Below are 12,246 nucleotides of genomic sequence, written 5' to 3' on the forward strand. Positions count from 1 at the left end.
TAAAAAAACCAACTTCATCCTCTTTCCTCTATAAATTATTCTCTCTATCCTAACATAAGATCAACACGACCTAGGACACTGCACCCACGTCTGAAACGTTGAGTGCATACAGCGAAGGGCTTTTTCTCTATAGCCCAGGTGTCTCACCCTAACCTGAAACGACTACAACTCTTCTGCGGGGATGACAATGCCGGCTCTGGAGAGCCTGAGGTCGGGCTCAAGACAAGGCTAGGGATTACAGAAAGCACACTGAGCGGGATCCGCCCAGGGCTCTGCCACAGGCTCGGTGTGGGTGTGGGAACAGCGAGCACAGCCATATACCCAAGCCTTGGCCACGGGGGTGGGGGCGCCACATTGGCCGCAGGGCAGTCCAGAGACCGAGCGGATCTGCCAGTAGCCAGGAGTGCCGCAGGCCGGGCACAGGCTTTGGGCTTTGGCGATTAGGTTTTGGGTGGCGGCTGCGATGACTTGGAGCCGGGTTGGGTTGCACATGGCCCGCATGTCGGTTTCCAGATGCAGGCCACCCTGCCGAGCCAGCAGCTCCCCCACCACCTGCTTCAGGGTTGCTTCGTCTTGGATTCCTTTGTGGATAACCTGGGGCTTTTCTGGCTGGTCGAGGGCGATCAGGGCGTGCTGGGGAAAACCCGCCCTTTGGGCAAAGTCCAGCGCTTCTGCCCAGCTCTGCACCCAGCGATGGCTGAAATTGGTTTGGGTGCTCTCTGCATAGCCGACCAGCTCCAAGGGCTCCGCGCCGGGTTCAAAAACCCTGAGCATGACCCACTCCTGATTCCAAGGGATCCAAGGGATCTGGGGGTGGGGGCCAAAGGACCCCTCGCTGGCCAAGCCCAGAGCTTCAGGATGATCCTGCAAAGCCCTTGCAATCTTCAGGCGCAGAGTGTGGATGGGATCCCCCGGTCGGGGCCGCTCCCGCGAGAAGGTGCCCAGTTGGTCGGTGTCGAAAGCTACTACTTGGACTTGAATCCCCAAATGTTCGGCCAAGAGAGGGCCGATGACCTGTTCTTTGCGATGCAGGGTTGCCAAGTAGGCGACCCGACCCTTCCATTGCATAGACTCAGACTTAACCTAGATCTGGCAAACGGATCCCGCAGCTTTGTGGCTCAGGCCAATTGGGGTTACTCAAACCAGGGGACTGGCCTCGAGCGGCAAGCCCAACTGGGCAACAGCCTCGGCCAAAGCCACCTCACGGCTGTCCACAAACCGCTCTGGGGACAGTGGCAGATGCAGGCTTTCTAGGCGCTGCCGGATCCGGCCCTTGGCCCCAACAATCCACACCTGTTTGCCCCGATCCAGGGCCTCGCGGATGGCATTTTCCAGGGATAGCGTTGCGGAAACGCCCAGCATCGGCACATCCGACAAATCCAGCACCAAGGCTTGGCAGGAGGCCACCGCCTGATGTTGGCGGGAAATGGCTTGGGAAACCCCGAAGATCATCGGCCCGCTCAGGTAAAACAGCAACACCTGGCCGCGTCCCTGGCGCAGCAATTCCCTCTCACGGGGAGTGAGATCCACCGCATCATCGGCATCGGTAATGGCTTTCACCTCTTCGGAGTGGATCTCGCTGAGGCGTTGAATGGTGAGCAAGTTGGCCACAAACACTCCCACTCCCACTGCAGCGATGAGATCCACAAACACCGTCATGAACATCACTCCGTACATGATGGCTGCCCCTTTGAGGGAAAGGCGGTGGGCCCGCTTGAGGAAGCTCCAGTCGAGGATATCCACCCCCACCTTAAAGGCGATCCCTGCCAGCACCGCCATTGGGATCCCTTGCGTGAGGGGAGCGGCAAACAGCACCACCATCAGCAGGATTAACGCTCGGGTAATGCCGGCTAGAGGGGTACGTCCGCCCGACTGGATGTTCACCACTGTGCCCATGGTGGCGCCGGCTCCCGGTAAGCCCCCCAGGAAGCCAGAGACAATATTGGCGATCCCCTGCCCGATCAGCTCTTGGTCGGAGTCGTGGCGGGTGCGGGTGAGGTTATCAGCAATGACTGCCGTTAAGAGGGTGTCGATGCAGCCCAGCATCCCCAGCACCACCCCATCCAGCACCAAGTTGGCCAGGGAAGCAAAGGGCAACTGCGGCCACTGCAACTGCGGCAAACCGGTGGGGATAGGGCCAATGCGCCGCAAATCCCAATCGGCCATGAACAAGCTGGCCGCCAGCGTGCCCACGAGCAAAGCCACCAACTGCGGCGGCACCACCCGTCGCCAGGGCTTGGGATAGCCAAAAAGGATGGCAAGCGTCAGCAGCCCCAGCCCCAGCTCTGGCATCTTGAGGTTGAGCAAGTAGGTCGGCAGGTTCTGCACCGCCCCAATCACTCCCCCCTGGCTGGCGTGGCCCAGCAGCGGCGGGATCTGCAGCAAAATCATGATCCAGCCGATCCCGGACATAAAGCCGGAGATAACGCTGTAGGGCATGAGGGTGATGTATTTACCCAGTTTCAGGGATCCAAACAACACCTGAAATAAGCCCCCCAGCATCACCACGGTGAAGGCCGGCCCCAGCCCCTGCTCCGGGTAACGAGCTGTAACATTAGCAACCACCGCCGTCATCATCACAGTCATCGGCCCGGTGGGTTCGGAGATGAGCGTGGGCGTACCCCCAAACAGAGCCGCAAAAAAGCCCACGCATACTGCTCCGTACAAGCCCGCCACCGGCCCTGCCCCCGAAGCCACCCCAAAGGCCAAGGCCATCGGCAAGGAAACAATCGCTGTCGTCAGCCCGCCGAAGAGATCCCCGCGCCAGTTGTCTAGGCTCAGACGTCGGTGCCAACCCAGAAATCTCCTGTTGCCGGACTGTTGTTCTTTCGCTTGGCTCAGCATGCCCCAAAGCCCTCCACGCTATGGGCAGCCTATCATTGAACGTTACTATAGAGATCACGCTAGATGATAGGTTTTCTTCTATGATTTCCCTCAGGGATCCCTATCTGGATCCCACTCAGAGTGAGGCATGGGGCTCAAGCTGGCAGAGTGGTGTGAAAGTGGGAGTAATCCACATAGCGATGCCCGTTGCTGTCCAGGTGGAGAATATCGGCAAATCGGTGGCCCCAGAGAATCTCATCGGCCAAGTAGGAGTGGCGAGCATAGATGGTTTGGGAAAAGGTATCGTCGATGCCGGTCAAGGTGACGATCAGCTCCGCTTGGCCCATCTGTAAATCCTGATCCGTGAGGCCGTAGAGAGGGCTATCCGGCTCAATCCGGTGCATCACCGTCCAGGTGATGGCAAAAATGGGAGACGTGGAGCGTACCAGTCGCAGATCATAAAGCCGCCGCATCCACTCCCCTTCTGCTGAGATTTGGTTGCAGGCCAAGGTAAGGCAATCTGAGCCTCGACAATCTGGTTAAAGCGTTGGTTAGCAGCCCGAAACATCAGGGTGGGGTAGCCATCTTGAACCCGAATAACGGAGACCCGGCTAAACATGACCCGAGCGGTGGGCCGAGAAATACGAGCAAAGACCAAACCTGTCGCCACTGCCGTGCCCGCCACCCCCAACATGGCTTCTAGGGTAACTAGGAGATTGGCGTAAAGGCTGAGGGGATACATAGCCCCGTACCCGATGCTGGCCATTGTCTGCACGCTGAAGAAAAACGCATCCCCAAAGTGGCCTGAACGGGCATTGGCAATGTTGTTGGTACCGAATCAAATAGAGCAATGCAAAGCCGACATTGGCCAAGATATACCCCCCAGCCAACACCCCCAAAAAACCTGGCCAGGAGAGGGTCAACAACAGGTGATACAGATCCCGCAACCTCTGGGAAGGGATCCCACGACGCACCAAAGGGCGATGGCCACCCGGTTGTCCCATGCGGATGGGACGGGATCCCTGAGAAGCTGCAGATTGGGGCTGCTGATGAACCACTGGGCATCTCCTGCTGGAAGTCAGCCGGCCTTCACAAAGGGCGAATGGTAGACTGGGAATACAAAAGCTTTCTGCTCAATTCAATCACCTTCAGTCTGCCACGGCCAAGGTTGGCTTCTCGATAAACTTCCATGAACCCACTGCGCCAAGGCCGACTGGGATCCCTCAACGATAACCCAACCCCATGAGCGACAACGAATCGACGGCGCGCATCATCTCCACCGACCTGCAGCGGGAGATGTCGCAGTCCTACCTGGAATACGCCATGAGCGTGATCGTCGGGAGGGCTTTGCCAGATGCGCGGGATGGCCTGAAGCCGGTGCACCGCCGCATTCTCTACGCTATGCACGAGTTGGGCCTGACGGCGGATCGCCCCTTTCGCAAGTGTGCCCGCGTCGTGGGGGATGTAATTGGGAAATACCATCCCCACGGGGATCAGGCCGTCTATGATGCGCTGGTGCGCATGGCCCAGGATTTCTCCATGCGGGAGCGCCTGGTGGATGGGCACGGCAACTTCGGCTCTGTAGACAACGACCCGCCGGCAGCCATGCGCTATACCGAGTGTCGGCTGACTGCCTTTGCCCAAGAAGCCCTGCTCCAAGATATTGACGCCAACACTGTCGATTTTGTCGGCAACTACGACGGATCCCAGCAAGAGCCGCTGGTGCTGCCGGCGCGGATCCCGCAATTGCTCTTAAACGGCTCTTCCGGCATCGCCGTGGGCATGGCCACCAACATCCCGCCCCACAACTTGGGCGAATTGGTGGACGGCCTGATCGCCCTCATCCACAACCCCAACCTGACCAGCCTGGAGTTGATGCAGTGGATCCCGGCCCCCGACTTCCCCACCGGGGCGCTGATCATGGGCCAGGAGGGCATCCGCGAAGCCTACACCACCGGGCGCGGCTCCATCACCCTGCGGGGGGTGGCCAGGGTGGAGACGATCGAGCAGCGGGGCCGACCGGTTCGGGACGCCATCATTATCACCGAACTGCCCTACCAGACCAACAAGGCAGCCATGATTGAGAAGATCGCCGAGCTGGTCAACGAGAAAAAACTGGAAGGCATTGCCGACATCCGCGACGAGAGCGACCGCAGCGGCATGCGGGTGGTGATCGAGCTAAAGCGGGATGCCCAGCCGCAGGTGGTGCTCAACAACCTCTACAAGCAAACCCCCCTGCAGGCCAACTTCGGGGTCAACATGCTGGCCATCCTCAACGGCGAGCCGCGCACCCTGACCCTGCGGGACGCGCTGCAGGCTTTTCTGGATTTTCGGGAAGAGGTGATCGAGCGGCGCACCCGCTACGAGCTGCAAAAAGCCGAAGAGCGGGATCACCTGCTGCAGGGCTATCTCTTGGCTTTGGGGCAGTTGGATCGGGTGATTGCCCTCATTCGGGGAGCCGCCGATACCGCCACAGCCCGAGAGGAATTGCAGGCGGTGTTGGGCCTGAGTGAAGCCCAAGCCGACGGGATCCTGCAGATGCAGCTGCGCCGCCTCACCGCCCTGGAAGCGGAAAAAATCCAGGCCGAGCACGAAGACTTGGTGAGGCAAATTGCCGACCTGCGGGATATTCTGGCCCGCCGAGAACGGGTGATGCAGATCATCAGCGAAGAGCTGCAGCAGCTCAAAGCCCGCTTTGCCAGCCCGCGCCGTTCCCGCCTCTGTTTGGAGGATGGGGAGCTGGGAACGGATGATCTGATCGAAAATCGGGAGACGGTTATCTTTCTAACCGAGCAGGGCTACATCAAGCGCATGGGCCTTGAGGAGTTCCAGGTGCAGGGGCGAGCCACCCGCGGCAAAGCCGGCGCCCGCATCAAAGAAGACGATGCCATCGAACAGTTTTTTGCCTGTCGCAGCCACGACACCATCCTCTTTTTCACCAATCGGGGCGTAGTCTATACCCTGCCCGCCCACCAGATCCCCCAGGGGAGCCGCGCCGCCCGCGGCAGCGCCATCGTTCAGTTGCTGCCGATCACCCGGGAAGAGCGGGTTACGTCCATGGTGCCGGTGAGCCAGTTCAGCGACGACGAATATCTGGTGATGCTGACCCGCGGGGGCTACATCAAAAAAACGGCCCTCAGCGCCTTTGCCAATGTACGCTCCAACGGCCTGATTGCCATCTCTCTGGAAGAAAACGACGAACTGCGCTGGGTGCGCCGCGCCCGCTCCAGCGATGATGTGGTGATGGCGACCCGCCAAGGCATGTCCATTCGCTTCCCGGCGGATGACGAGCAACTGCGCCCTCTGGGACGGGCCACCCGGGGCGTGCGGGCCATTACCCTCAACGCCGGCGATGACATCGTCAGCATGGATATTATCTCTGCCGAATCGGTGATGGCTGCCGAGCGAGAGGGGGAGAAGCTGGCTAACCCTTGGGTGCTGGTGATCACCAAAGAAGGGCGGGGCAAGCGCTCGGCCATCGACAATTTCCGCCAGCAAAACCGCGGCGGCAAGGGGGTGATCGCCACCAAGTTCCGCCAGGCGTCGGACGAGCTGGCGGCCCTGCGCATCGTCAATGCCGAAGACGAGATCCTGTTGGTAACCGCCAGGGGCATTGTCATGCGCCAGTTGGCCAAGGCCATTCCCACCCAGTCCCGCGAGGCGACCGGGGTGCTGGTGCAGCGCCTGGATCCGGAAGACAGCATTGTGGGAGTTACAGTGGTACCCGCTGCCTTGGTTGCCGAGGAGGAGACCTCAGAAGCCAGCGCTTGATCCCCGGCCGTTACTTAGGTACGGCATTTGCCGCCGCAGAAGGGTGGGATCCCGTACCGGAGAGGGTGAGGATGGGGTGTTAGCTTTGACATAGCCCAAATTCCGGGAACGGCAAAGGCCTGTGGGATCAGGCCGAGCGGCCCGGTTGGGATGGCATCTGCTGTGTTTGTGGAGCTTGGTTACTCCATGGCGAGCCCGTTGAACTTCATCCCTGGTTTTGAGGCAGTGCAAACTCCGAGCCCCGACAACCGGCTCTGGCAATACCTGCAATCTCAGGATCCCAGCGTCTTTCAGGATATTGCCCGCAATTCTTCCCCGGAAGTGCTGGAGATCTTGGGCCACAACATCCGCAGCTTGGTGGGGAGCTTGCCCTCCGATCAATTCGGGGTTCAGATCATCACCAACCGCGAGAGCTTGGCCAAAATGCTCTCCGGCGCGATGATGGGCGGCTATTTCCTGCGGGTCATGGAGCAGCGCCTAGCCCTGGAGCAATCTTTGGGCAGTGCCTCCCAGCCTGCCAGCGCGGATCAGCCTTCGCCAGCAGAGGAGGAGGGCTAGGCTTGCAATCCACCTTTTAGCGCCGCCGAGGAGGTTCCATGCTGGATGCGGGTTTCCAGGCAAAGGGATCCCAGTTCAGCAGCCCACCGCGGCGGATTTTGGTTTGCCCGGATAGTTTTAAGGGATCCCTAACAGCCACGGCGGCGGCAGAGAGCATGGCCCGCGGGATCCAACAGGTGCTGCCGGAGGCCGAGGTGGAGCGGCTCCCCTTGGCCGATGGGGGAGAGGGCACCCTAGAGGTATTGCTGCCGACGCTGGGGGGAGAGAAAAAGGGTCTGTGGGTCACCGGCCCCCTGGGGGATCCCGTCTGGGCGGAGTACGGGGTGGCAGGAGAGCTGGCCCTGTTGGAGCTGGCCCAGGTGGCCGGCCTGACCTTGGTGCCACCGGAGCGGCGGGATCCCACCCGCACCACCACTTATGGCCTGGGAGAGCTGTTGCGGGCCGTCTGCCGAGAGCCTATTGCCGAGATCTGGATAGGTCTGGGGGGATCCGCCACCGTGGATGGAGGGGCGGGCATGGCGCAGGCCTTAGGCTATCGCCTGTTGGATGGAGCTGGGGATCCCATCGGCTGGGGTGGGGCGGAGCTGGCCCGGCTGGCGCGCATCGAGCCCCCCGAACAGCCTGTTTGGCAGGGGAAACGGGTCCGCGGCCTCTGCGATGTGCAGAATCCCCTCACCGGCCCGTGGGGAGCCGCCGCCGTCTTTGCGCCCCAGAAAGGGGCTACCCCCCCGCAAGTGCAGCAGTTGGAGCAAGCCTTGGCCCATTGGGCAACGGTGGTGGAGCGAGACCTGGGCCGGGCAGTGGCCGGGATCCCAGGGGCCGGAGCCGCAGGGGGAGCGGGAGCAGGGTTGGTGGCTTTTTTGGGGGCCACTCTGGAGTCCGGGATCCGCTTGCTGGCCCAGCAATTGGCCCTGCCGGAGCGCATCCGCCGCTGCCATCTGGTCGTCACCGGAGAGGGCTGCCTCGACGAACAAAGCACGATGGGAAAGGTGGTGGGGGCCGTGCTGGAGCAGGCTATCCAAGCCCAAAAACCCCTGCTCATCCTCTGTGGCCAGGTGACTCCGGCAGCGCGCGCTGGGTTGGCAGCCCAGCCTCTTCCCCTTCGGGTTGGCGCCCTGTGCGACCGGATCCCCGATGTGGCAGAAGCCCAACGGCAGGCCGGCCATCACCTGGAGCAGATGACGGCCCAGGAGCTGAGAGATTTTCTGGAGCAGGATGCGGGGACTGGCCGGTTATAATGGCTTAAATCATCGTGTTTCGTAGGACATCATGGCCAGTATCGAGTTCTCCCCCGGCATCCAAGAGGTGCCCACCCAGGTGCGAGTGCTGAAATCCAAGACCGGCAACCGGGGATCCGCGATTTTCCGCTTCGAGGATCTAAAATCCGATACGCAAAACATCCTCGGCATGCGGATGATCGATGAGGAAGGGGAGCTGACCACCCGCAACATCAGGGCCAAGTTCCTGAACGGGGAATTCAAAGCCCTGGAAGTGACCTACGACATGGAAACCGAGGCAGAGTGGGATCGCTTCCTGCGCTTTATGGAACGCTTTTCAGCGGCCAACCAGATGGGCATGGCCTAGTTGCCGCCCTTCCCGCCTCAGCTTTTGGATTTTTTGCTGCCTTTGCCGGACTTGCTCTTGGCTTTGGGCTGGGCAGGAGCGGATTCCTTGGGCTTTTCCAACGGGGGGCGCTGTTTGTGCCAGTCGGTGCTTTGCTCATAGGCATAGGCCACCCGCAGCACCTTGCTCTCCTGTAGGGCATTGCCCACAATTTGCAGGCCAATGGGCAGCCCATCGGCAAACCCGCAGGGCAGGCTCAATCCCGGCAATCCCGCCAAGTTCACCGGGATCGTCATCAGGTCGCAGAGGTACATGCTGAGGGGATCCTCCCGCTCGCCGAGCTTGAAGGCTGGGGTGGGGGTGGTGGGGCTGACCAGCACATCCACCTTCTCGAAAGCCTTGAGGAAGTCCTGCTTGATGAGGGTGCGCACCTTCTGAGCCTTGAGGTAGTAGGCGTCGTAGTACCCCGAAGAGAGGGCATAGGTGCCGATCATGATGCGCCGCTTGACTTCTGGCCCAAAGCCGTGGGCGCGGGTCTTGCCATACATGGCCAGCAGCGAGTCGGCAGGTTCCCGCAGGCCGTATTTCACCCCGTCGTAGCGGGCCAAATTGGCAGAGGCTTCCGAAGGGGCAATGATGTAATAGGTGGCCAGGCCATAGCGAAAACTGGGGCAGTCGATCTCCAGGATCTCCGCCCCCAGCTCCTGCAGATGTTGAATGGCCGCTTGCACGGCAGCGCGGGTCTCCTCGCCGCATCCTTCCCCCAGCAAGTCGCGGATCACCCCGATTTTGAACCCCTTGATGTCCGGGATCAGAGCCTGGCTATAGTCCGGGATATCCACCTTCAGGCTGGTGGAGTCCATCGGGTCATGGCCGGCGATCCCCTGCAGCAGCAAGGCCACATCCTCCACCGTGCGCCCAAACGGCCCCACCTGATCCAAAGACGAAGCAAAGGCCACCAGCCCGTAGCGAGACACCAGCCCGTAGGTGGGCTTGAGGCCCACCACCCCACAAAAAGCTGCCGGTTGGCGGATGGATCCCCCCGTATCTGAGCCCAGGGCCACCACCGCTTGGTCGGCAGCCACCGCCGCCGCCGATCCCCCAGAGGATCCCCCTGGCACCCGCGTCAGATCCCAGGGATTGGCGGTGCGCTGAAAGGCGGAGTTTTCCGTGGAGCTGCCCATGGCAAACTCGTCTAGGTTGGTCTTGCCCACCGTCACCATGCCCGCAGCCGCCAGCCGCGCCGTCACTGTTGACTCGTAGGGGGGAATGAACCCCTCCAGCATCCGGGAGGCACAGGTGGTGCGGATCCCTTGGGTACAGAGGTTGTCTTTGACAGCTAACGGGATCCCGGCCAAAGGGCCAATCTCTTCCCCGGCCCGAATGCGGGCGTCCACCGCCTTGGCCTGTTGCAGAGCCAGTTCTTCAGTTACAGTAATAAAGCTTTTAAGCTGCGGCTCCAGTTGGGCCAGGCGCTCCAGGTACTCGCGGGCGATCTCTTCGGCAGAGCGCTCTTTGGTTACCAACTGCCTGTGGAGGGCACGGATGACAGACATAGGCAAACTCGTGGGGAAGGGCAAATGCCAGTGAGGCCAGACAAAGTTCCTCTAGATTAATCTAGGTGGGATCCCTTCCTACCCAAAATCCCGCCAATTTCCCCTCTCCCTGAGAGAGAGGGGCTGGGGGTGAGGGCGTCGGCAATGCAGAGCGCTTGGGCCCAAGTTACCGCCGTTCCAAAAAGTCGCGGCGCAGATCCCGAATCTCTTGCCGCATCTCCCGCATCTCTTGGGCCATCTCGTCAGTGCGCCGTTCCAAAGCTTCGGTGCGGCGCTCCACAGCTTCCGTGCGCCGTTCAATGGCTCGGGTGCGCTCGTCAAAGCGATCCAGCGCCTCGCGGAAAAACTGCGCCAGCATCGCCTGCCCTTCCCGCAGCTCTTGGATCAAAACCTGCTGGTTCTGCTGGGCAGCTTGCAACTCCTGGACGGCCCGAATCAGCCACTGCTCTTGCTCAGGTGTCATGGTTACCAAGGCGCTACAGAACAAGGAAATCCTACCACCCTAGATCTCCCCCTGGGAGTAAGGATCCGGGGATGGTTACATTAGCAACGCAGAGCGCTTGGGCCCAAGCTACCGCCGTTCCAAAAAGTCGCGGCGCAGATCCCGAATCTCTTGCCGCATCTCCCGCATCTCTCGGGCCATCTCGTCAGTGCGCCGTTCCAGGGCTTCTGTGCGGCGTTCAATGGCTCGGGTGCGCTCGTCAAAGCGATCCAGTGCCTCGCGGAAAAACTGTGCCAGCATCGCCTGTCCCTCCCGCAGCTCTTGAATCAAAACCTGCTGGTTTTGCTGGACAAGACGCAGCTCCTGCTGGGCAGCTTGCAATTCTTTTTGGGAGGCTTGCAGCTCTCTTTGGGAGGCTTGCAACTCTTGGATGGCTTGAATCAGCCACTGCTCTTGCTCAGGTGTCATGGTTACTGAAGCACTACGGAATAAGGAAATCCTACCACCCCTCTCCTGCTGGGAGAGGGGCCAGGGGTGAGGGCGATGGAGAGTAGGGAACTCGAATCCCTGACCTCTGCGGTGCGATCGCAGCGCTCTACCAACTGAGCTAACTCCCCGCGGCTCTACCAGAATAACCCGAATCCGCAGCCAAGATCTCCCCCGCCTGTAACTCCAGCCCCACAAAAACCTTCGAGGGCAGCCGCTCGGATCCTTGCAGCTCCAGCACATCGTACCAGCCTTCGTGGAGCAGCAGCAGGCTTACTTTTTCTTCCAGCGGATCGACAATCCAATACTCGCCAATTCCCAAAACGCAGTATTCCGCCCGCTTGGCCCGATAGTCTGCTGCCCGGCTGGACTCACTGACTACCTCCACCACCAGTAGCGGCGGCGGATCCTCCAGGCGGATCAACGCCTCCCGGGATCCCATCTCCTGCCACTGCTCCAAAGGCAGCACCACCACATCCGGGATCCGCACCGTATCCCACCGGTGGCTGCCCCGCGGCGACTGGATCCCCAGACCTCCCTGTATCACCGTCCAGGGCAACTTCTGCCGCGCAATCTCTGCCTCAAAAACCCAGCTGAGAAACTTTTGAATCTGCACATGCCGCCCAGTCGGAAGGGCCACAGGCACCAACTCCCCTGCCACCAGCTCATAGCGGGTATCACTGCCATCCGAATAAGCAAGGTATTCCGCCAAACTCAGGCGAGCTCTTGATGGTGCAGAAACGGATCCCATTGCCAAAGCCATAAACCGTCTCGGCCAAAAGTCTCTTTGCTGCCATACTAGCCTTGTCATCTCGCACAACCCCTCTCTTCCTCTGGGAGCAGGGCTGTGAGCGCTCGGTCTGTTGGCAGTCAACGCCGTTCCAAAAAATCGCGGCGCAGATCCCGAATCTCCTGCCGGATCTCCCTCATCTCTTCCGCCATCTGGTCGGTGCGCCGTTCCAGTGCTTCTGTGCGCCGTTCAATAGCCCGGGTGCGCTCATCAAACCGATCCATTGACTCGCGAAAAAACTGGGCCAGCATCGCCTG

General features: G+C 60.7%; 12 protein-coding genes and 1 tRNA gene. 4 read left to right on the top strand and 9 right to left on the bottom strand.

Going from position 1 to position 12,246, the window contains the following annotated elements:
* Window positions 1-228: 228 nt before the first annotated feature.
* From NW816_RS10300 to NW816_RS10315, 4 genes are all read right to left on the bottom strand, one after another.
* Window positions 229-1,068: a DUF6671 family protein gene (locus NW816_RS10300; RefSeq protein WP_414409095.1), complete on the bottom strand. Its 840-nt coding sequence runs from the start codon at window positions 1,066-1,068 to the stop codon at window positions 229-231.
* A gap of 69 nt (window positions 1,069-1,137) precedes the next feature.
* The gene (locus NW816_RS10305) at window positions 1,138-2,844 is read right to left on the bottom strand and encodes a SulP family inorganic anion transporter (protein ID WP_414409096.1); all 1,707 of its coding nucleotides are present in this window, start codon (window positions 2,842-2,844) and stop codon (window positions 1,138-1,140) included.
* Window positions 2,845-2,978: 134 nt separating this feature from the next.
* Window positions 2,979-3,332 carry a hypothetical protein gene (locus NW816_RS10310; RefSeq protein WP_414409097.1) on the bottom strand — a complete coding sequence of 118 codons (354 nt, stop codon included), beginning with the start codon at window positions 3,330-3,332 and terminating at the stop codon, window positions 2,979-2,981.
* Complete coding sequence (locus NW816_RS10315; RefSeq protein WP_414409129.1) at window positions 3,227-3,646, bottom strand: ion channel; 420 nt, start codon at window positions 3,644-3,646, stop codon at window positions 3,227-3,229. Before NW816_RS10315 ends, NW816_RS10310 begins: the two co-directional genes overlap by 106 nt.
* A gap of 419 nt (window positions 3,647-4,065) precedes the next feature.
* Between NW816_RS10315 and gyrA the strand changes: the two genes are divergently transcribed.
* The 4 genes from gyrA to psb28 all read left to right on the top strand — a co-directional run bounded on the left by gyrA (window position 4,066) and on the right by psb28 (window position 8,736).
* Window positions 4,066-6,594, top strand: coding sequence for a DNA gyrase subunit A (gyrA, locus tag NW816_RS10320; RefSeq protein ID WP_414409098.1), 2,529 nt, complete (start codon window positions 4,066-4,068; stop codon window positions 6,592-6,594).
* Between the two features lie 186 nt (window positions 6,595-6,780).
* Complete coding sequence (locus NW816_RS10325) at window positions 6,781-7,152, top strand: DUF760 domain-containing protein (RefSeq protein WP_011433215.1); 372 nt, start codon at window positions 6,781-6,783, stop codon at window positions 7,150-7,152.
* Between the two features lie 38 nt (window positions 7,153-7,190).
* Window positions 7,191-8,390, top strand: coding sequence for a glycerate kinase (locus tag NW816_RS10330; RefSeq protein ID WP_414409099.1), 1,200 nt, complete (start codon window positions 7,191-7,193; stop codon window positions 8,388-8,390).
* A 31-nt stretch (window positions 8,391-8,421) separates the two neighbouring features.
* Window positions 8,422-8,736, top strand: coding sequence for a photosystem II reaction center protein Psb28 (gene psb28 / locus NW816_RS10335; protein ID WP_011433213.1), 315 nt, complete (start codon window positions 8,422-8,424; stop codon window positions 8,734-8,736).
* Between the two features lie 17 nt (window positions 8,737-8,753).
* Here the strand turns inward: psb28 and gatA are convergent, their stop codons facing one another.
* The 5 genes from gatA to NW816_RS10360 form a co-directional block, all read right to left on the bottom strand.
* Window positions 8,754-10,271 (bottom strand): Asp-tRNA(Asn)/Glu-tRNA(Gln) amidotransferase subunit GatA, encoded by a 1,518-nt coding sequence (gene gatA / locus NW816_RS10340; RefSeq protein ID WP_414409100.1) that lies wholly within the window; start codon window positions 10,269-10,271, stop codon window positions 8,754-8,756.
* Window positions 10,272-10,437: 166 nt separating this feature from the next.
* Complete coding sequence (locus NW816_RS10345; protein ID WP_414342514.1) at window positions 10,438-10,734, bottom strand: hypothetical protein; 297 nt, start codon at window positions 10,732-10,734, stop codon at window positions 10,438-10,440.
* A 108-nt stretch (window positions 10,735-10,842) separates the two neighbouring features.
* On the bottom strand, window positions 10,843-11,181 hold the full coding sequence (locus tag NW816_RS10350; protein WP_011430268.1) for a hypothetical protein: 339 nt from the start codon (window positions 11,179-11,181) through the stop codon (window positions 10,843-10,845).
* 76 nt (window positions 11,182-11,257) lie between these two features.
* Window positions 11,258-11,330: transfer RNA gene (locus tag NW816_RS10355), tRNA-Ala, on the bottom strand.
* Window positions 11,321-12,010, bottom strand: a complete 690-nt coding sequence (locus tag NW816_RS10360) for a Uma2 family endonuclease (protein ID WP_414409101.1) — start codon at window positions 12,008-12,010, stop codon at window positions 11,321-11,323. Before NW816_RS10360 ends, NW816_RS10355 begins: the two co-directional genes overlap by 10 nt.
* Window positions 12,011-12,246: the final 236 nt, after the last annotated feature.

Source organism: Synechococcus sp. W55.1, from assembly GCF_047461655.1.
In the GTDB taxonomy this organism is placed as follows: domain Bacteria; phylum Cyanobacteriota; class Cyanobacteriia; order Thermostichales; family Thermostichaceae; genus Thermostichus.